We start from the raw sequence: 19,649 nt of genomic DNA, 5'->3' as shown, positions 1-19,649 counted from the left end.
GATGGCCATGAACGCTTTGCAGGGCATCCGTATGAAAAACCCAGCCCATCCGGGCGGGTTCGTCAAAAGCGAGATCATTGAAGCTCTTGAGCTTTCCGTCACCGACGCAGCCAAGGCGCTGGGCGTTACGCGCCCGGCCTTGTCCGCGCTTCTCAATGAACGAGCCCACCTATCGCCAGAAATGGCTCTCAGAATCGAGAAGGCATTTGGCGTGTCTATGGATACGCTGATGCGGATGCAGAATAGCTACGACATTGCTCAAGCCCGCAAGCGGGAGGGAGACATCAAGGTGGCACCATTCAAAGGCAAGCCAAACGACCCGCCATCGACCGCAACCTAAAGACCGCCAACAGGCGACTAGGCTCACACCTCCCGCCGCGCCAGAATCTTGTCGATCCGCATACCGTCCAAATCGACGATTTCGAAGAGCCAGCCGTCGAATGTAAAGCTCTCGCCGACCTCGGGGATATGACCGAGTTGGTAGAGCGCGAAGCCCGCGAAGGTGTGGAAATTGTCTTCGGAACGCTCGCGCAGGCCGAGCCGCTGGAAAGCGTCATAGGCCGGCATCATGCCTTCGATCAGCAAGGAGCCGTCGGCCCGCTCGACGATATCCGGTCCTTCGTTCTCCATATCCGGCAAGTCGCCGGCGATGGCTTCCAGCAGGTCGGTCTGCGTGACGATGCCCTCCAGGCTACCATATTCATCGATGACCATGGCGAGACGGACAGGCGCGCGCTTGAAGCTCTCGAGAACCTTGAAAACGGCAGTTGCTTCATGAACGATAAGAGGCTGCCGCATAACCGCTATCGGATCGAGCGATTGGCCGTTGAGGAGTTGGTCGAGAAGATCCTTCTTCAGGATCATGCCGATCGGTTCGTCGATCGTCCCGCGACCGACGAGAAGTTGGTCGAAACGGCTTTCGCGAATAGCCTTCAGCATCTCCTCTGGCGAGTCCTCGGCATCGATCCAATCGACCTCCAACCTCGGCGTCATGATATCGGAGACATCGCGGTCGCCGATGTTGAAGACGCGTTCGACCAATTCCTGCTGCGCCTGTTCCAACAGGCCTGCTTCCTGGCTTTCGGCGACCAGCATTTTGATTTCCGCAGGCGAATGCAGCGAGCCTTCACCGGCGCCCGGCCGCAGGCCAAAGAGGCGCAAAACCATATTGCCGAGACCGTTCAACACCAAGATCGCCGGGCGGAGCAAGAACAGAAACAGGCCCAGCGGCCGCACCACGCCGAGGGCGGTGCCTTCGCTGCGCTGCAATGCCAGGCTCTTCGGCGCAAGTTCGCCAAGGACGATGTGCAGGGCCGTAATGATGATGAAGGAAATCACGACAGCCACGGCATGCGATCCGGCAGCAGCCCAGGAGCCAGGCAGAAAATCGAGAAGAGGCTCCAGGAGGTGCGCAAGCGCCGGTTCGCCCACCCAACCGAGAGCGAGCGAAGATATGGTGATGCCGAGCTGAGTGGCCGCGAGATTGGCGTCGAGATTGTCGACTGCCCTTTGCAAGGCGGTCGCGTTCATCCGCCCCTCGGAGACTAGTTCGGCCACACGACTGCGCCGAACGGAGACAAGCGAAAATTCGGCCGCAACGAAGAAACCATTCGCAGCGACGAGCAGCAATACGGCGAGTATTCCGAGGAAATCGAAAATACCGCCATCAAATCCAGACATACTTCCCTTCCGGGCGGATTAGCGCCACGTATTATTGATCGAGAACAAATCTAACACGCTTTTTGGCTGTGCGGCAGCCGAGGCGGCAATTTCTTGTCGATATGGGAATAGCTTTTCCTTTTTCCAATCGGAAAGAGGCGCCTCAAGCTATTTCCCGCAGTTGCTCCGCGGTCTGCAGGTCGACGGACACAAGCTGTGAGACACCCTGTTCGGCCATGGTCACGCCGAAGAGCCGGTCCATGCGGGCCATGGTGATGGGATTGTGGGTGATGACCACGAAACGCGTCTCGGTCGAGGCCGCCATCTCGTCCATGAGATTGCAATAGCGCTCGACATTATGGTCGTCGAGCGGCGCGTCCACCTCGTCCAGCACGCAGATGGGGGCCGGATTGGTGAGAAAGACGGCAAAGATCAGCGCCATCGCTGTCAGCGCCTGTTCGCCGCCGGAAAGCAGCGTCATGGTCTGCGGCTTCTTACCCGGCGGACGGGCGAGAATTTCGAGGCCCGCCTCCAGCGGATCGTCGGATTCGATCAGTTGCAACTCGGCCGTGCCGCCGCCGAAGAGACGGGTAAACAGCCGCTGGAACTGCACATTGACAACATCGAAAGCGGCGATCAGCCGCTCGCGGCCTTCGCGGTTGAGGCTCTGGATCGCACCGCGCAGCTTGCGGATGGCGTCGATGACATCATCACGCTCCTTGATCAAGGCCCGCAGCCGTTCTGTCAGTTCCCTGCTTTCCTCCTCGGCGCGCAGGTTGACGGCACCAAGGCGCTCGCGCTCGATCTTAAGCCGCTCCAGCTCGCGCTCGACCTCGCGCAAATCGGGAATATTCTGCCCCGCCGACAGGCCGGCAAGCCGCAGCACCTCATGCAGTTCGACATTCAGCGTCTGGCGGATACGCAACTCGCTTTCCTGGCGGCGCTCGCGGGCGGAAACCAGGCGCTCCTCGATACGGCCACGCTTTTCACGGCTTTCCGCCAATTCCGACAGTGCCGTGGCGGCCTGACGATCGGCCTCGCGCTGAACGATTTCCGCCTCGACCAGGCGGTCGGCCGCGGTGCGGCGCGCCTCCTCCGCCTTCTGCAATTCATTCATCAGCGCGCGGCGCTTGTCATCGAATTCATCCGGGGCAAGGTCCAGCTCGGCAGCTTCATCGCGCGCCTCTTCCTCACGGTCGCGCAGGGTCTGGATATGCTCTTCGGCGCTGGCGGCGCGCTGGCGCCAACCGTCACGCTCCTGGCGAATCGCCAGGATGCGGCGCTGCCGGGCCTCATTTTCCCGATTCAGCCCTTCGTAACGGGCACGCGCTTCGGCAAGCGCGCCGCGATCCGTGGCGACCTCCGCCTGCTGGTCGCGCAGCTTCAAGTCGATGTCCGCCAGATCGGGCGCATCCTCTAGTTCGATACGGGCATTTTCATCTCGCACCGCCACCTCTTCCATCTGCGCCTGCAGATGGCTGGCAGCTTCCGTGATGACATCGCGACGGCGGATCAGATCGCCGGAGGCGCGCTCGGCCATCGCCAATGCTTCGCGAGCTTCCGCAAGGTGGCGGGCAGCGAGCCGGCTGGTATCACGCGCAACGACAAGACGGGATTCCTCGGCCCGGATCGCGTCGCCGGCAATCGCCAAACGCTCCTCAGCCTCAGCCAGGATATCGCGCGCCACCTCGGCTTCGGCCTCAAGCTCCGCAAGACGATTCTTCTGTGCCAGCCGCAGAGCCGCCGCGCTGGGAGCGTCTGCCCCGGTCACATGCCCGTCCCAACGAAATACGGCGCCGTCCTTCGTCACCAGCCGCTGGCCTGGCTTCAATGCCGGCATGAGGCGCATAGCGTCTGCGGCAGTGACAAGGCCGATCTGGCGCAAGCGTCGCGTCAATGCCGCCGGTGCGCCCACATACGAAATCAGTGGCACGACACCGTCCGGCAGGGCAGGATCGGCCGCGCCGCTGCCATTGTCGGACCAGTGGGCGGGCGCTTGCGGATCCAGCGGCGATTCCAGATCGTCGCCAAGAGCTGCGCCGAGCGCGGTCTCGAAGCCACGGTCGACGCGCAGCTCTTCCGCAACGGGTGCAAATGCGCCCGAGGTGGCTCCCGCCGCGAGCATATTGGAGATCGTGCGCGCTTCCGTTTCCAAGGCATTCAGCCGCGAACGGGCTTCATCGACCGGCGCGCGCGATAAAGCCTCCGTCTCGCGAGCCTTGGAGAGGGCCGCCTCAACGAACTGGATCGCCACCTCGGTGTCGGCGACGACATTTTCAGCGGCTTCGACCACGTCGCGCTTTTCGCCAGGATCCGGCAGGGCGGCTATCTTTTCATCGATCGCAGCGAGCTCCCCGTTGGCCTCATCCATCTGCCGTTCCAGCCGCATCTTCCGGTCGGCAAGATCGCGGATGGCGCGCTCGAGCTGATTGCGGGCGGCGGCGGCCTCGGCGCGCTCGGCAGTCAGCCCGGTAAAGATACGCTCGCTATCGGCCAGCTTCGCGGCAGCCTCCTCGAAAGCCTCGCGCGTTTCCTCGGCAAGCCGGCCGGAATCGGCGAGAATATCGGCGATATCGGCCTCCTCCGCATCGAGCTTTGCCAGGATTTGGGCATTATCGGCAACGAGGCGCTCTTCACGGCTGATGTCTTCGGCCAGTTGTGCCAGCCGCCGGGTCAGCTCGTCTCGACGCCGCAGAATGCGGTTGGCATCCTCTTCAAGCTGGGTGCGAGCAATTTGCAGACGCTGCAATGCGGCGGCGGCTTTTGCCTCTTCTTCGCGCAGGTCCGGCAGCTTGAAGCTGGCAATGCCCTGCGCCTTCGCCGCCTCCATTTGTATCTGCGCCTTTTCAGCGACCAGAACGGTTGCCTGCTTGAGCGCGTTGTCGGCCTCCGCTTCCGCCTCCTTCGCCTGCACCCAATGGATATGCAGGAGCATCGCCTCGCGGGCGCGGATGTCGGCGGACAACATCTTGAACCGGTTGGCCTGCCGCGCCTGGCGCTTCAGGCTCTCGATCTGGCTCTCAAGCTGCGAGGTCACGTCGTCGAGACGCTCGAGGTTGCCTTCGGCGGCGCGCAGACGAAGCTCCGCCTCATGCCGGCGCGAATGCAGGCCGGAAATGCCGGCGGCCTCTTCAAGAAGCTGGCGCCGGGCCTGTGGCTTGGCCTGGATCAACTCGCCAATGCGCCCCTGCCCAACCATCGACGGCGAACGCGCGCCGGTCGAGGCATCGGCGAATAGCAGTTGTACATCCTTGGCACGGGCTTCCTTGCCGTTGATGCGATAAAGCGAGCCCTGCTCGCGCTCGATGCGGCGGGTGACCTGGATTTCGTCGCTGTCGTTAAAGGCGGCCGGCGCCGTGCGGTCGCTATTGTCGAGATAGAGGCCGACTTCCGCGGTATTGCGCGCGGGACGATTGCCGGAACCGGAGAAAATGACGTCGTCCATGCCGGAAGCGCGCATGTTCTTGTAGGAGTTCTCGCCCATCACCCAGCGCAGCGCTTCGACCAGGTTGGACTTGCCGCAACCGTTCGGGCCGACGACGCCGGTCAAGCCGCGTTCGATGACGAATTCCGCCGGCTCCACGAAGGATTTGAAGCCGACGAGACGAAGCCTGTTGAACTTCATAAGCGCCACTCCCCCTCTCCGCGACAGCGGGGGAAGGAAGAAACCCCATCAGAAGTGAGGCACAAAAAAACGGGCGCGCGGGTTTCCCCGCCGCCCGCCGTTTCGAAAAGGCACGGATCAGAGAAGGCTATCGATGAGCTTCGACATGGCACCAACCGACATGTCCCCTGCATAACGCTTGCCGTTGATCAAGAAGGTCGGCGTAGCATTGACGCCGAAGTCTTTGGCTGCGCGTTCCCTAACTGAGTTGACATCATCCAGAAGCTTCTGGTTCGTCAAGCATTTCGTAAAGCTATCCTCAGTAAAACCGGCAAGTTTCGACATTTGCAGCAGCGCGGCACGGCCATCGACATCCGGTGAAGCCCAGGCGATTTGCTGTTTGAACAGCATATCGACCATCGGCAAGTACTGTTCCTGCGGCGCGCAACGGGCCAGCATGAAGGCGGCGGCAGCGCGCGGATCGAAGGGGAATTCGCGGATGATGAAGCGAACCTTGCCGGTGTCGACGTATTTCTGCTTGATCGCGTCGAAGGTGGTAACGGCGAAATGCGCGCAGTGCGGGCAGGTCAGCGACATGTATTCGACGATCTTGACCGGCGCGTCTTCCTTGCCGAGTGCGATTTCCGGCAAGGGGCCGGGCTTCAGCACCTCGTTCATGTCGACATTGCCTTCCGACGACGGGACTTCATCCTCCGGCGAGGCAGCGGTGTTGGTGGTCTCCTGCGCACCACCGACCGTGGTGGCGTTTGCGGCGGATGCGGTGTCGGCAAAGGCAGCGAACGCCATAGAGAGGGCCGCAACGGCGGTGCCGCCCAGCAGGTGGCGTTTGGTCAAGAGCATGTCGGACATCGGCATATAGTCACCCGTCGTTTAAGAGGTCTTTGAATGGTTCACTGCGATATAACGGCTAGTTGCTGCGAACAAGGCACGGTTGACCAACTTTCTTCAAAGAATTGTGACCTACCGAAGACAAAGAGGTTAAATTATCGTCAGAATTCGCAGGGATGGGCAGACGGCCGTGAAGATGAGCCACTATGCGGCACTATCTTCGATAAATCTCACGGCGATTTCCGATTCGAACAATCAGAATTCGTATAGCGCTATCTTCGATATGCGCGATTACCCGGCAGTCTCAGACCCGATATTTCCAAAAGTCACCAAGATCAGAACCTTTCAAGGCCTCGCCGATGGAGCGCGGATTGTCCAGCTTGGAAACACGCTCATGGAGAAATTTAAGAATGCGTCGCGAAGTCTCATGTCCGAGCTTTTCGAGTTCGCGCTCCGCAGATCGCTGAAACTCAATCGTCCACGCCATAGCGCGCCATTAACTCAGCCAAAGAAACAGTATCGCTCTCGCCCCGGCGAAACTCTTCCAGGCGTTTCTCCGCAAGATAGATATCCTCAAGATCGTCCAGGTGCTCGAGGATTGCCTCACGAGCATAAAAGCTTTTGCTGCGCCCGGTGCGCTTGGCAAGCGCATCGAGCCTTGCTTCAATTTCCGGCGGAAGCCGCAGGGCCAACATCATCTTATCTCCCAAAATAGAGCTATCTTTTACCCCGCTTCCAAACCATCGCGGTGCCCAATCTCTGAATTGCCGCACGCAGTTTGTCGTCCTCGATCCCGTCCATCATGTCTTCCAGCTTTCGCGCCGCCTCGCCCTTTAGCGGCGGGGGAGTGCGGGAGCGTTTTGAAGTGATGGAAACAGGCTTTTGGACGATGCGGATCTGGCTGACGGCATGGAAGCCGAAGAAGCCGTTGATGCGCTGGATCAGTTCGCCCTGCGCATGGGTCAGGAACAGGGCGCGGGCGCCCTCGCAGGCGACGGTCAGCACGCCGGGCTGGTAACCGCCGTCCTCGCCCGAACCGCCGCGTTTGGCCCAGGCAATCTTTTCCGGCCGCGTGCATTCGGCAAAATCCTCGCCTGCGATCTCGTCCCAGGAGCCAAGCAGCGCCGTGTTGATGCCAGCGCGCTTGGCCAAGACGGGATCGACGATGCCGTTGGTCAGCTCGGAAATCTGCTTTTCGCCACGACGCGGCATTTTTGACAGGCGATATTCGCTCATTTTGAGGCTATAGTCCGCTCCCCAGCGTCTCAACGAAGCATTGGCGCAGCAGGAATGTCAAAGAGAACCGCCTTTTCTGTTCTGTAAAAGAGCGTGAAATGATCTCCACTCCTGCACTGCATTGTTACGCATCAGCCCCGCTACAACAAGACCAAGAAGGAAAAACCCCAGAGCCAATAGCTGTAGAGGGAACACATCCTTCTGACCGGTATGCCAGGCAGCAACGAGCAATACGACCGAGGAAGCGGCATATACGCATACCGCCATCATGAGGAAGAAAAACACACCAAACGCATGATAAATCAACTGCGAACGACGAGAGCGCTTCGTTCGTTGCGGCTGAAATTCCTGCTTGAGATAGACGGTAAGAAATTTGAATGGCTGCGTGTGCAACAACTTCCACATCGCGTAGTAGACAAGCGACAAGAAAAGAATTTCCGCTGCGCAGATATTCAGAAGCCCCAGGTTGGGACTCGCATTCAGTAGACGATCGAAAAGCTCGATAAGCATGATGAATTCTCCTTGATGGCTGACTTCTAGGCAGCCCAATATTTTCCGACTTCCGTTTCCAGCATAGTTGCGTCTAGAGAGTTGGATGTAATCGCTTGATCGAAGGAAATTATGGACCTTTCATCGCAAATATCCTCCCTGTCTGGAAAGCTGCTTGCCTGGTACGACCGCCATCACCGCGACCTGCCCTGGCGCGTCTCGCCGCCGATGGCAGCGCGCGGCATCCGGCCCGATCCCTATCATATCTGGCTCTCCGAGGTAATGTTGCAGCAGACCACCGTGCCGGCGGTCAAAGCCTATTTCGCCAAATTCCTGGAGCGCTGGCCGACGGTTGATGATCTTGCGGCGGCGCCCACCGACGATGTCATGGCCGCCTGGGCCGGGCTCGGCTATTACGCCCGCGCCCGCAACCTGAAGAAATGCGCGGAGGCTGTGGCGGCGGAACATGACGGTCGGTTTCCCGACACCGAGGACGGGCTGCGGGCCTTGCCCGGAATCGGCGACTATACCGCAGCGGCGGTCGCGGCCATTGCATTCAACCGGCAGGCGGCTGTCATGGACGGCAATGTCGAGCGGGTTATCTCCAGGCTATATGCCATCGCCACGCCATTGCCGGCCGCGAAACCATTGATGAAGCAGAAGGTGGCATTGCTGACGCCAGCCGATCGTCCCGGCGATTTCGCGCAGGCGATGATGGATCTGGGGGCGACGATCTGCACGCCGAAACGGCCGGCCTGTTCGCTCTGTCCCTTCAACAATGCCTGCGAGGCATTGCGGCTGCATGATCCCGAACATTTTCCGGTCAAAGCGGCAAAGAAGGAAAAGCCGATGCGCCAGGGTGCCGCTTTTGTGGCGGTGAATGACGATGGTGAAATTTACCTGCGCCGGCGCATCGCCAGCGGCCTGCTCGGCGGCATGACCGAAGTGCCTACCACCGGCTGGACAGCACGGCTTGACGGCGAGACCAGTGCTGCGGCCGCCCCCTTCCCGGCCGACTGGCAGGCGGCGGGGAGCGTGACGCATGTCTTTACTCACTTCGAACTGCGGCTATCGATCTATCGCGCTCAAGTGGCATCGAACACTACCCACAATGACGGATGGTGGGAGCCGGTTACAAATCTTGAAGCCCAGGCGCTGCCCACCGTCATGAAAAAAGCGATCATTCAGGCTATTCCACGCGCATTCACAAAGACCAAGACATTCGAAAAGGCAGGACATAATTCATGACGACGGAAATCCGGCACATTGTCTTCGACATCGGCAAAGTGCTTCTTCACTATGATCCGAGCATTCCTTATGGCCGCCTCATCCCCGATGAAGCAGAGCGAACCTGGTTCTTCGCCAATGTCTGCACAAATGAATGGAACATCGAGCAGGATCGCGGCCGGACGTGGGAAGAAGCCGAAGCGCTGCTGATCGCCGACCATCCCGAGCGCGAGGAACAGATCCGTGCCTTCCGCAAATATTGGCACGATATGGTGCCGCATGCCTATGACGATAGCGTCGCCATCATGGAGAAGCTGATTGCCGAGGGCCGTGACGTCACCATGCTGACCAACTTTGCCTCCGATACGTTTCGTGAAGCGCAGACGCGCTTCGATTTCCTCTCCAAGCCGCGCGGCGTCACCGTGTCCGGCGACATCGGCCTGATCAAGCCGGACGTTGCAATCTATGAGGCGCATGTGAAAAGTTTCGAGCTCGATCCGGCCTCGACCATCTTCATCGACGATTCGCTTGCCAACGTCGAAGGTGCGAAAGCTGCGGGTTGGAATGCAGTCCATTTCACCGGCGCCGCGAAGCTGCGCAGCGATCTCGCCGCCTACGGCATCCAGGTTTGAGCCCATGATTTTCGATCCGGCAGAACGCATCACCCTCTTTCATGACGCGATCAACAGGCTCGATTTCGAAGCAATCGAGGATTTCTTCGCGGAGAACGCCACCTATGTCTCGAACGGCGTCGGCAGCCTCGCAGGTCGCGAGGCAATCATGGAGGCCTTCCATGGCTATTTCGATACCTATCCGGATCAAACCGCAGTCAATTCATTGGTGGAAACGCTGACGCCGCTTTCCGGCCGGAGTGTCTGGTCCGTCCGGGCAACGAACAGCAAAACCGGTAAGCCGCTGATCCGCGAGGGCGAAGAGACGATCACCTTCGACGAAGACGGACGCGTCGTCCGGGTCGAAGTGACGGACTATCAGGAATTCTAAGCCGTCAGGCAAAAAAATGGCGCCCAGGATTCGAGAATCCTGGGCGTCTCGCCTTCCTCCCTAACTGGAGGTACTCGACGGAAGAAGGCGGATATGCGGATCCGGCCGCGGCACGATCCCGATAGTCGGGAAAGGCTCTCGGAGAAGATTATGCCGCTGAAATAGTTGGAATTATTCCACCTTGGCCAGATCATTGCGGACGATCGAACGCAGGTCGTCGATCGGGCGCAGGGAATGCCCATCGTCGAAGTGCCAAAACGTCCATCCGTTGCATGCATCAAGGCCCTGGACTTTCGCACCGAGGCGATGAATGGAGCCCGCTTCGCCACCGGAGGCGACCGTGCCATCGGCGCGCACGATGGCACTGTAGCGACGCCTCGCATCCGTCAGCACCTGGCCGGGCTTGATGAGACCACTTTCGATCAAAACGTTGAAGGCGACGCGAACTTCAGCCTTCTTGCCTGTCATGACGGTCAGTTCCGCCTTACCGAGCGGCTCGACGGCGGCGATGCGGGCGCTGGCCGCATCGATGTAATCCTGCTCGCGTTCGATGCCGACGAAATGACGGCCGAGACGCTTGGCGACGGCACCGGTGGTCCCAGAGCCGAAGAACGGATCGAGGATGATGTCGCCGGGCTTGGACGATGCCATGATGACGCGGGCAAGCAGGGCTTCCGGCTTCTGTGTCGGATGCGCCTTTTTGCCATCCTGATCCTTCAACCGTTCGCCGCCGCTGCAGATCGGGAACAGCCAATCGGAGCGCATCTGCACATCGTCATTGGCGGCCTTCATGGCGTCGTAGTTGAAGGTGTAGCCCTTGGCCTTGGCGTTCGGGCTCGCCCAGATCATCGTTTCATGGGCGTTCTGGAAACGACGTCCCTTGAAATTCGGCATCGGATTGGTCTTGCGCCAGACGATGTCGTTGAGGATCCAGAAGTTCAGATCCTGCATCGTAGCGCCGACGCGGAAAATATTGTGATAGGAGCCGATGACCCAGATGGTGCCCGTCGGCTTCAGCACGCGACGGCAGGCGAGAAGCCAGGCGCGGGTAAAGGCATCATAAGCCTCGAAGGAGGCAAACTGGTCCCATTCGTCGTCAACGGCGTCGACAAGCGATTGATCGGGGCGATGCAGCGTACCGCCGAGCTGCAAATTGTAAGGCGGGTCCGCGAAGATGACGTCGACGGAATGGGTGGGCAGTGCTTCAAGAGCGGCTACGCAATCGCCCTTGATGATCGTGTCGACCCAAGAGCCCGGCGTTGCGGAAGTCCTGAGGTCGGCAAGCGGGAAAACTGACGCCATGTGATACTCGCTGTTACACTTACTCGATACGATTAACTGAGTGTTATGGTTACCTAAGTTGGTTACCAAAGGCTAAAGCGGCGGGCGATTTGAGAAATTATTCGCGGCATAGAAAAATAACAGCGAATGCGATAGAACATTCTCATGGACCGAAACGAAACGATAACGCGGCTTAAAAACAACGCGGACGCCATCCGGGCGCTCGGTGCAACGTCGCTTTACCTTTTCGGCTCTGTTTCCCGGAATGAGGCGCAACCATCGAGTGATGTGGATATTTTTGTCGACTATGACCCGGCTAGTCGTTTCAATGCTTTCGATCTGATCAGTATCAAGTTCTTGCTCGAAGAAGATCTTCATGCGCCCGTCGACATTACGACCAGAGATGGGCTACATCCCCGCCTGAGACCGGCGATCGAACGCTCGGCGACGCGGGTATTTTGATGCCGCGGGAATTTAGACACGCGCTCGAGGACATACGCGCAGAACTCCGCGGTATCAGCAAAGCCGCCATGGGAAAAACACTGGACGACTACCGTAGCGATTGGCTGTTTCAACACGCCGTCCAGCGCGCCATAGAAATCATTTCGGAGGCAAGTCGGGCCATGCCCGACGATATCAAAGCTCTGAGGCCGGAGATTCCGTGGCAACAAGTCAAGACCATAGGAAACATATTGCGTCATCAATATCATGGCCTATCCGACCAGATCATCTGGGGCGTGGTCGTCGACGAGCTACCGGCCCTAGAAATTGCTATTGATGCCCTTTGCCTGCGGTTCGGTGTTGATTAGCTCGTCATGCACCGCGCGGCTATCCGCCGGTGCCTCTTCCCTCTCATTCATTCCGTAATCACGCACCACATGGGCTATGCGCAGCCGATAGTCGGCAAATATCACCCCTCGCCCGGCCTTTTGCGCCGCCCGGTGCGTTTCACGATTGCGCCATTCCTTGACCGCCGCCTCATCGCGCCAGAAGGAAAGCGAGAGAAGCTTACCGCGTTGTGTCAGGCTCTCGAAGCGTTCGATGGAGATGAAACCGTCGATCGTTTCGAGTTCTGCGCGCAGCTTGCCGGCAAGATCAAGATAGTGATGACGCTCGCCGAGATAGGGAATGACTTCGAAAATGACGGCGATCATGGCGTCACCTTTGGGCCGTGCGGTAGAGACACGTTTTTCAGGAAGATGCGATCTTCCCTGATGATGAAGCGTTCGTGGCGGGAGAAATCGTAATTCGCCTTGCCGAGCGGATCGGCTGCGAGGCGGGCGCGATAGGCTTCATAGGCAGCCAGGCTCTCGACATTGTAGACACCATAAGCGGTCGTCGCCGAGCCCTCGTGCGGGGCAAAATAGCCAATGAGGTCCGCGCCGTTGCGTGGGATGACCTGGCCCCAGGCCCTGGCATATTCGGCAAAGGCGTCCTTTTTGAAGGGATCGATCTCATAGCGGATGAAACAGGTGATCATGGTTGTCTCCTTTGGTGATGGAGATGTTGTCGCACATTGCGCGACGTCTATGCTTCGGTTACGATCGAAGTATGAAGGAAGGTCCTGACATCGCGCAGATAGGTGCGCTCATTGGCGATCCGGCGCGGGCGAATATGCTGACCGCGCTGATGGGCGGCCGTGCCCTGACTGCAACGGAGTTGGCGGCGGCCGGCGGTATCACGCTGCAGACGGCGAGCACGCATCTGTCGAAGCTCGAAGCAGGCGGGTTGCTCGCGCAACGCAAACAAGGCCGGCACCGCTATTTCGCGCTGGCCGATGACGGCGTCGGCAAGCTGCTCGAAAGTATCATGGGCTTCGCCGCTACGCGAGGGCACCTGCGCCACCGCCCCGGTCCGAAAGAGCCGGCCCTTCGCAAGGCACGCATCTGCTACGACCATCTCGCCGGTGATTACGGTGTGCGCATGCTCGACAGCCTGATTGCGGCCGGTGCGATCTCGGCTCTCGATGACGGCTTGAGCCTGACGGAGCGCGGCGAAAAGCATCTCACCTCGATCGGCATTGATGTGAATGGGCTGCGCTCGACGCGGCGCCCGCTCTGCCGCTCCTGCCTCGATTGGAGCGAACGCCGGGCGCACCTCGCCGGCAGCCTCGGCAAGGCGCTGCTTTCCAACTTCTTCGACAAGGGCTGGGCGCGGCGATCGGAAAACAGCCGCTCGATCCTGTTTACATCAGAAGGCGAACGCCGGTTTCTGGCGCTTTTTCCCATCGACGCGGATGCGACGAACCAAGAACGCGACGGTGTCGACGCCTGAGTGTTGAGACGTCGCTCCAATGAAGGGCGCAACATCATCGGCGCCAGAACATCCAAACTATGATTTACCCAACGATCGCAAAAGCTTCGCGCGTCGAACCCGAGGGCGTCCGTACGGGGGATCGGCCGATCCACTGCACATGTTTCTGCAGGATAGACGCAGCCTCCTCCGTCCGCCCCTGGCGCAGGGCCGCAAGGATGGCGCGATGGTCGTGGTCTGTGCGTTTTTCCCAGCCCGATTGCCAGGCGGAGAAGAGGAAGCGAGCGCTGGCGGCATGCAGATCGTCGATCGATGCGAGCAGCCGCGGCATGCCGCAGGGCGCGAGGATCAGGCGGTGGAAGCGGCGGTTCGCCTCCTCCCAGGCGCGGACATCGGCAGCCGCATCCCCTTCCCGCGTCGCCTCTTCGGCGGCATCGAGAATTGCCGGCGTCAGGTGCTGCGCGGCATGCTTCAGCGCCAGCCCCTCGAGGGCAGCCCGCATTTCCGCGACTTCGCGAACTTCCTTGAGATCGAAGGAGGCGACGCGGACACCACGGCGGGGCACGTTGATCGCCAGGCCTTGAGCCTCCAGCCGCCGGAATGCCTCGCGCACCGGCACATGGCTGGCACCGAACTCCTCGGCAATATGATCCTGCCGCAACCGCGCATCGGGTGCGATCTCGCCGCGGATGATGCGGTCGGCAAGCACCCGGCTGATACGGCTGGCAATCGTGTCGTCGCGCTCTTTGGCCATGGCCGATCCTTAAAGATGACGATCGGCCTTGTCGAGCCATCCTGATCAAGCGCGGTGACAACTTGACTTGGTGCATATGCACAAGCATAGTAAGTTCATGCAAACCGAAGACGATCTTGGTCCCCTTGCGTGCCATTGCCTGGCGACTCGGCAACTGGCGAGGCACGTCTCGAAACTCTACGAGCGCCATATGGCGCCAACCGGCATAACCAGCACTCAGTTTTCACTCCTGAATTTCCTCCGCCAGAATGAGCGGATGACCATGAACGAACTGGCGGCAGCAATGCTAATGGACCGCACGACCCTGCTGCGGGCCGTAAAGCCGCTGCAACAACAGGGGCTGATCATCAGCGCGCCCGAAACGGAAGGGAGCCGTCGGCTGCTGTTGGAGCTATCGCCGGCCGGGGAAAGCAAGATTGCAGAGGCGGAGCCCTGCTGGCGGGCGGCTCAAGAGGAATATGAGTCGCAGGTTGGCCAACTGCACGCAAAAAGCCTGCGCAGCGACTTTTTCAACATGACCCACCACGGCTGACCCTTCAAATCACGCCCGAACCCCGGCCATCCTTTCCGCCAATGCATTACTGCCATGTCTGCTCATTGGTTGAGCTTTGCCGGAGCATCGTGTAAAGCCGCACGATCCATTTCAGAGCAGGCCCCAAAAAGTGCGAAGCGGTTTTGCACAAGGCCATGCCAATCCAGAGCCCCTTCAAAGGCAGTGTATTCTCATGAGCAATGGCTTCGATCTCATCATCTTCGACTGCGACGGCGTTCTGGTCGATTCGGAAATCATCGCAGCGGATGTTGAATCCAAGCTCCTGACGGAAGCGGGTTACCCGATCAGCGCCGAAGAAATGGGCGAGCGTTTTTCCGGCATGACCTGGCAGAACATTCTGTTCGAAGTCGAGCGTGAGGCGAGCATTCCGCTCTCGGCTTCGCTGCTCGACAAGTCCGAGAAGCTACTCGACTTGCGGCTCGCCAATGACGTCAAGGCTATCCCGGGCGTTCCTTTTGCCCTGTCGCGCCTGCCAATGCCGCGTTGCATCTGCTCGAATTCCAGCTCCGCGCGGATTGACATGATGCTTTCCAAGGTCGGCTACAAGGAACTGTTTGCGCCGCACATCTATTCCGCCAAGGATCTCGGTGCCGATCGCGTCAAGCCGAAGCCGGATATTTTCCTGCATGGTGCCAAGCAGATGAACGTTCCGCCGGCCAACGTCATCGTCGTCGAAGACTCGGTCCATGGCGTCCAAGCAGCGCGTGCCGCCGGCATGCGTGTCATCGGCTTCACCGGCGCTTCGCACACCTACCCTTCGCATGCCGACCGGCTGACGGATGCGGGTGCGGAAACGGTCATCGCCCGGATGATGGATCTGCCCGGCGTGGTCATGGCGCTGGCGGAGTGGGAAGGGGTTTTGTGAGGCAATAGGCAATAGGCAATAGGCAATAGGCAATAGGCAATAGGCAATAGATGTTGCAGCTATATTGCCGGCAGTAGCAAGGACAAGGTGACCTTTTACTACTGCCTACTGCCTACTGCCTACTGCCTACTGCCTATTGCCTACTGCCTACTGCCTACTGCCTGATCCCAACCCTACTGATGCTTCTTGCGAACGGGCTTCTGGCCCTTTTCGGCTTTCTGCGGCCCCTGATCGAAGCTGATCTGAACAACCGTGAAGCCACCGGAGCCGCCGGCGACGTTGATGTCGTTGTCGGTGAAGAGGAACTGCGTCGTGGTTTCGCCCGGCGGGATTTCGGCGGTGAAATTGACGGTCTTGCTATAGAGCGCGGTGTTGTTGTCCATGACGGCGACATGGATCGGCATGGTCACCTTGCCGGGGCCGCCCACCGGGCCGGCGACAAGACGGCCCTGCGCAACGATATTGATGCTGAGGCTGGTGCCGTCGGTCGTGCACTGGCGCGTCGCCTGGGCGAGCGATGCCTGATAGGTCAACTGGTTCGGATCGTCCTTGGCGCCCTTGGCGTAGGTGCGGTAGCTGGACGCCTCATCGCGGATGACGACTTGTGGGCATTTGCCGGCGACATAGGATTGGCCGCCGGTCACCTGCGGCGCGGGGCTGGCGGCGGATGGATTGCCCGCCACTGCCTGCGGCGCCACCGTCACATCCGTTCCGGTCTGCTTGTCGCTACCGCCGAAACCAAGAGAACTACAACCAGCCAACAATGCCAGAAGCGAAGCGGAAAAAAGACGACGCGAAACCCTGCCAAACACTATATATTCCACCCTCTGCAATAATTTACATTATCGGCCTGCAGCCTGTTCGACGGGCCTTTTATGACACTTGGCGATGGTCTATACCAGCGGCGCAGCGAAAAATCGATTGGGTAGGCACCGTTTTGGCTCACTTTTCGACCTCGACAGATTGGCGCAAGCCGCCGCCCACCGGACGGAGCCGTGCGGGCATTGCGCAAACGCGAAAACCACGCGGCTGATCCGACGCAAAAAGACGGGCTGCCATCGCTTCGTTCTTTTACTCTCTCACCTCACCACTCCGGCAATTTTGCGACCAAAGGAATTCTAGACCGTGGACTATATCTCAACGCGGGGAGAAGCCCCTGCCCTTGGCTTCTGCGACGCCCTTCTGGCCGTCCTTGCTCGTGATGGCGGGCTCTATGTGCCCCGTGAATGGCCGACGCTTAAGAAAAAAGAGATTCGCGCTTTCCGTGGCAAGAGCTATCAGGACGTCGCCTTCGCCGTGCTGTCGCCTTTCACCAACGGCGAAATTCCGGATGACGTCTTCCGCGGCATGATCGATGAAGCCTATGCCACCTTCCGCCATCCCGCCGTGACGCCGCTGGTGCAGACAGGTCCGAACAGCTTCGTGATGGAGCTTTTCCACGGCACGACGCTTGCCTTCAAGGATGTCGCCATGCAGTTGCTCGCACGGCTGATGGATTATGCCCTGGAAAAGCGCGGGCAAAGGGCAACCATCGTCGGCGCCACCTCGGGCGACACCGGCGGAGCGGCGATCGATGCCTTTGCCGGACGCGAACGCACCGACATCTTCATCCTCTTCCCGCATGGCAAGGTCTCGCCGGTGCAGCAACGGCAGATGACCACCTCGACGGCGGCCAATGTGCATGCGCTGGCGATCAACGGCAATTTCGATGATTGCCAGAATCTGGTCAAAGCCATGTTCAACGACACCGCCTTCCGCGACTGCGTCAAGCTTTCGGGCGTCAACTCGATCAATTGGGCGCGCATCATGGCGCAGGTGGTCTACTACTTCACTACTGCCGTCGCGCTCGGCGGCCCCGACCGGAAGATTTCCTTCACCGTTCCGACCGGCAATTTCGGCGATATTTTCGCCGGCTACGTCGCAAAGCGCATGGGCCTGCCGATCGACCGGCTGGTGATCGCCACCAACGAGAACGACATCCTGGCTCGCACGCTGAAAACCGGGCGCTACGAGATGCGCGAGGTCAAGGCCACCACCGCGCCGTCGATGGACATCCAGATCTCCTCCAACTTCGAACGGCTGCTGTTCGAAGCCCATGACCGCGACGCGTCGAAGGTGCGCGCCGCGATGGAAAGCCTGAAACAATCGAAGGGCTTTTCGATCAGCGAAAGCGCTCTGAAGACCATCAAGAAGGACTTCCGCGCCGGCCGCGCCAGCGAAAAACAGGTCGCCGCGACGATCCGCAAAACACTCGACAACACCGGCTATCTGATCGACCCGCACACCGCCATCGGCGTCTTTGTGGCGGAGAAAAACGAGAAGCCGGCGAGCCCGATGGTGACGCTCGCGACCGCACATCCGGCAAAATTCCCCGCCGCAGTAAAATCGGCGTGTGGTATTGACCCGGCGCTTCCGACGTGGCTTGCTGGACTGATGAACAGGGAGGAGCGTTTCGACGTCCTCGATCCCGAGCTGAAAGCCGTTGAAACTTTCATCGGCAAACATGCCCGGGCGGGGGAATGATAAACGCAGAAAGACAGACGATGACAGTGGAGTGCACCCGGCTTGCGTCCGGGCTGACAGTAGCGACCCAGACGATGCCACACCTCGAAAGCGTGGCACTCGGCGTCTGGATCAAATCGGGTTCGCGCAATGAAACCGAAGCGGAACACGGCATCGCGCATCTGCTGGAACACATGGCGTTCAAGGGCACGGCCCGTCGCACGGCGCGTGAGATCGCCGAGGAAATCGAGAATGTCGGCGGCGAGGTCAATGCCGCCACGTCGACCGAGACAACCTCCTATTATGCCCGCGTGCTGAAGGATCATGTGCCGCTCGCCGTCGATATCCTCGCCGATATCCTGACCGAATCCGCTTTCGACGAGGATGAATTGCAGCGCGAAAAGCAGGTCATCCTGCAGGAAATCAACGCTGCAAACGACACGCCCGACGATGTGGTCTTCGACAAATTTTCCGAAGTCGCCTATCGCGGCCAGACGCTTGGCCGGGCGATTCTCGGCACGCCGGAAACCGTCGTCTCCTTCACGCCGGGACAAATCCGCGGTTATCTCAGCCGCAACTACACGACCGACCGCATGTTCGTGGTGGCCGCGGGCGCTGTCGATCACGAAAGCTTCGTGCGCCAGGTCGAAGAGCGCTTCTCCACCCTGCCGACACAGCCGTCGGCGCCGCCCGTCATCGAGCCTGCGCGTTATATCGGCGGCAATATCCGCGAGACGCGCGACCTGATGGATGCGCAGATCCTGCTCGGCTTCGAGGGACGCGCCTATCACACGCGCGATTTCTATTGTTCGCAGATCCTTGCCAACATCCTCGGCGGCGGCATGTCCTCACGGCTGTTCCAAGAAGTGCGCGAATTCCGCGGGCTCTGTTACTCCGTCTATGCCTTCCATTGGGGCTTTTCCGACACCGGCATTTTCGGCATCCATGCCGCGACCGGCGGCGAAAACCTGCCGGAGCTGCTGCCGGTCATCGTCGACGAGCTGCACAAATCCTCCCACAAGATCGAACAGCAGGAAATCGAGCGTGCCCGCGCCCAGATCCGCGCGCAGTTGCTGATGGGTCAGGAAAGCCCGGCGGCGCGCGCCGGCCAGATCGCGCGACAGATGATGCTCTACGGCCGACCGATCCCGAACCAGGAAATGCTGGAACGGTTGCAGGGCATTACCATCGATCGGCTGACGGATCTTGCCGGCCGCCTGTTCTTCGACACGGTGCCGACGCTGTCGGCGATCGGGCCTTTGGAGCAGTTGGCGCCGATGGAAGATATCGTGACATCCTTATCATCGTCGACCCCAGCCTCCATAAGCGCGAGCGGCTAAAACCGCATCGCGCGCCGATGGGTTCAATCTTCCGG

General features: G+C 59.9%; 23 protein-coding genes. 11 read left to right on the top strand and 12 right to left on the bottom strand.

All coding sequences use genetic code 11. The features are described from left to right. The first annotated feature begins 7 nt into the window (after window positions 1-7). A complete protein-coding gene (locus N2601_RS02710) occupies window positions 8-340 on the top strand; it encodes a HigA family addiction module antitoxin (RefSeq protein ID WP_104822274.1) in 333 nt (110 codons plus the stop codon). 23 nt (window positions 341-363) lie between these two features. Here the strand turns inward: N2601_RS02710 and N2601_RS02705 are convergent, their stop codons facing one another. The 7 genes from N2601_RS02705 to N2601_RS02675 form a co-directional block, all read right to left on the bottom strand. Further along, a complete protein-coding gene (locus tag N2601_RS02705; protein WP_104822273.1) occupies window positions 364-1,680 on the bottom strand; it encodes a hemolysin family protein in 1,317 nt (438 codons plus the stop codon). Window positions 1,681-1,822: 142 nt separating this feature from the next. Next, entirely contained in the window at window positions 1,823-5,284 is a 3,462-nt protein-coding gene (locus N2601_RS02700) for a chromosome segregation SMC family protein (protein ID WP_260303965.1), read from the bottom strand. 117 nt (window positions 5,285-5,401) lie between these two features. Further along, window positions 5,402-6,139 carry a DsbA family protein gene (locus tag N2601_RS02695; protein ID WP_104822271.1) on the bottom strand — a complete coding sequence of 246 codons (738 nt, stop codon included), beginning with the start codon at window positions 6,137-6,139 and terminating at the stop codon, window positions 5,402-5,404. Between the two features lie 277 nt (window positions 6,140-6,416). Beyond that, window positions 6,417-6,599, bottom strand: a complete 183-nt coding sequence (locus N2601_RS02690; protein WP_311319437.1) for a type II toxin-antitoxin system RelE family toxin — start codon at window positions 6,597-6,599, stop codon at window positions 6,417-6,419. Next, window positions 6,583-6,807: a type II toxin-antitoxin system RelB family antitoxin gene (relB, locus tag N2601_RS02685; protein ID WP_104825010.1), complete on the bottom strand. Its 225-nt coding sequence runs from the start codon at window positions 6,805-6,807 to the stop codon at window positions 6,583-6,585. The genes N2601_RS02690 and relB overlap by 17 nt, the downstream gene beginning before the upstream one ends. A 22-nt stretch (window positions 6,808-6,829) precedes the next feature. Next, window positions 6,830-7,348, bottom strand: a complete 519-nt coding sequence (locus N2601_RS02680) for a DUF721 domain-containing protein (protein ID WP_245463930.1) — start codon at window positions 7,346-7,348, stop codon at window positions 6,830-6,832. A 57-nt stretch (window positions 7,349-7,405) separates the two neighbouring features. Continuing rightward, the gene (locus tag N2601_RS02675; protein ID WP_104822270.1) at window positions 7,406-7,858 is read right to left on the bottom strand and encodes a hypothetical protein; all 453 of its coding nucleotides are present in this window, start codon (window positions 7,856-7,858) and stop codon (window positions 7,406-7,408) included. 111 nt (window positions 7,859-7,969) lie between these two features. Between N2601_RS02675 and mutY the strand changes: the two genes are divergently transcribed. The 3 genes from mutY to N2601_RS02660 are packed head-to-tail and all read left to right on the top strand — an operon-like array spanning window position 7,970 to window position 10,066. Then, entirely contained in the window at window positions 7,970-9,085 is a 1,116-nt protein-coding gene (gene mutY / locus N2601_RS02670) for an A/G-specific adenine glycosylase (RefSeq protein WP_104822269.1), read from the top strand. Then, the gene (locus N2601_RS02665; RefSeq protein WP_104822268.1) at window positions 9,082-9,696 is read left to right on the top strand and encodes an HAD family hydrolase; all 615 of its coding nucleotides are present in this window, start codon (window positions 9,082-9,084) and stop codon (window positions 9,694-9,696) included. Before mutY ends, N2601_RS02665 begins: the two co-directional genes overlap by 4 nt. 4 nt (window positions 9,697-9,700) lie before the next feature. Continuing rightward, on the top strand, window positions 9,701-10,066 hold the full coding sequence (locus tag N2601_RS02660; protein ID WP_104822267.1) for a nuclear transport factor 2 family protein: 366 nt from the start codon (window positions 9,701-9,703) through the stop codon (window positions 10,064-10,066). Window positions 10,067-10,237: 171 nt separating this feature from the next. Here the strand turns inward: N2601_RS02660 and N2601_RS02655 are convergent, their stop codons facing one another. Continuing rightward, window positions 10,238-11,368, bottom strand: a complete 1,131-nt coding sequence (locus N2601_RS02655) for a site-specific DNA-methyltransferase (protein WP_104822266.1) — start codon at window positions 11,366-11,368, stop codon at window positions 10,238-10,240. A 144-nt stretch (window positions 11,369-11,512) separates the two neighbouring features. On the opposite strand from N2601_RS02655, the gene N2601_RS02650 reads away from it, so the two are divergent. Together N2601_RS02650 and N2601_RS02645 are read left to right on the top strand one after the other, a co-directional pair. Further along, entirely contained in the window at window positions 11,513-11,809 is a 297-nt protein-coding gene (locus N2601_RS02650; RefSeq protein ID WP_104822265.1) for a nucleotidyltransferase family protein, read from the top strand. Between the two features lie 68 nt (window positions 11,810-11,877). Beyond that, entirely contained in the window at window positions 11,878-12,156 is a 279-nt protein-coding gene (locus N2601_RS02645) for a HepT-like ribonuclease domain-containing protein (RefSeq protein WP_260303403.1), read from the top strand. Here the strand turns inward: N2601_RS02645 and N2601_RS02640 are convergent. Beyond that, window positions 12,109-12,501 (bottom strand): antibiotic biosynthesis monooxygenase family protein, encoded by a 393-nt coding sequence (locus N2601_RS02640; protein ID WP_104822263.1) that lies wholly within the window; start codon window positions 12,499-12,501, stop codon window positions 12,109-12,111. The two genes, N2601_RS02645 and N2601_RS02640, sit on opposite strands and share 48 nt — an antisense overlap. Continuing rightward, window positions 12,498-12,827 (bottom strand): NIPSNAP family protein, encoded by a 330-nt coding sequence (locus N2601_RS02635; RefSeq protein WP_104822262.1) that lies wholly within the window; start codon window positions 12,825-12,827, stop codon window positions 12,498-12,500. The genes N2601_RS02640 and N2601_RS02635 overlap by 4 nt, the downstream gene beginning before the upstream one ends. Window positions 12,828-12,898: 71 nt before the next feature. Here N2601_RS02635 and N2601_RS02630 point away from each other — a divergent pair, with 71 nt between their 5' ends. Beyond that, window positions 12,899-13,621 (top strand): ArsR/SmtB family transcription factor, encoded by a 723-nt coding sequence (locus N2601_RS02630; protein ID WP_104822261.1) that lies wholly within the window; start codon window positions 12,899-12,901, stop codon window positions 13,619-13,621. Between the two features lie 64 nt (window positions 13,622-13,685). Here the strand turns inward: N2601_RS02630 and N2601_RS02625 are convergent, their stop codons facing one another. Next, window positions 13,686-14,354 carry a GntR family transcriptional regulator gene (locus N2601_RS02625; RefSeq protein ID WP_104822260.1) on the bottom strand — a complete coding sequence of 223 codons (669 nt, stop codon included), beginning with the start codon at window positions 14,352-14,354 and terminating at the stop codon, window positions 13,686-13,688. A 97-nt stretch (window positions 14,355-14,451) separates the two neighbouring features. Here N2601_RS02625 and N2601_RS02620 point away from each other — a divergent pair, with 97 nt between their 5' ends. After that, the gene (locus N2601_RS02620) at window positions 14,452-14,886 is read left to right on the top strand and encodes a MarR family winged helix-turn-helix transcriptional regulator (protein ID WP_158704418.1); all 435 of its coding nucleotides are present in this window, start codon (window positions 14,452-14,454) and stop codon (window positions 14,884-14,886) included. Window positions 14,887-15,079: 193 nt separating this feature from the next. After that, the gene (locus N2601_RS02615) at window positions 15,080-15,772 is read left to right on the top strand and encodes an HAD family hydrolase (protein WP_104822258.1); all 693 of its coding nucleotides are present in this window, start codon (window positions 15,080-15,082) and stop codon (window positions 15,770-15,772) included. A 173-nt stretch (window positions 15,773-15,945) separates the two neighbouring features. On the opposite strand, the gene N2601_RS02610 is transcribed toward N2601_RS02615, so the two are convergent. Beyond that, on the bottom strand, window positions 15,946-16,584 hold the full coding sequence (locus tag N2601_RS02610; protein ID WP_104822257.1) for a hypothetical protein: 639 nt from the start codon (window positions 16,582-16,584) through the stop codon (window positions 15,946-15,948). Between the two features lie 313 nt (window positions 16,585-16,897). Between N2601_RS02610 and thrC the strand changes: the two genes are divergently transcribed. Both thrC and N2601_RS02600 read left to right on the top strand, forming a co-directional pair. Beyond that, window positions 16,898-18,295 carry a threonine synthase gene (thrC, locus tag N2601_RS02605; RefSeq protein ID WP_260303401.1) on the top strand — a complete coding sequence of 466 codons (1,398 nt, stop codon included), beginning with the start codon at window positions 16,898-16,900 and terminating at the stop codon, window positions 18,293-18,295. 20 nt (window positions 18,296-18,315) lie between these two features. Beyond that, the gene (locus N2601_RS02600; protein ID WP_104825008.1) at window positions 18,316-19,614 is read left to right on the top strand and encodes a M16 family metallopeptidase; all 1,299 of its coding nucleotides are present in this window, start codon (window positions 18,316-18,318) and stop codon (window positions 19,612-19,614) included. The last annotated feature ends 35 nt before the right edge of the window (window positions 19,615-19,649 follow it).

The sequence above is a fragment of the Rhizobium sp. CB3060 genome (genome assembly GCF_025200735.1).
In the GTDB taxonomy this organism is placed as follows: domain Bacteria; phylum Pseudomonadota; class Alphaproteobacteria; order Rhizobiales; family Rhizobiaceae; genus Rhizobium.
This window is presented reverse-complemented; position numbering and strand designations above follow the sequence as displayed.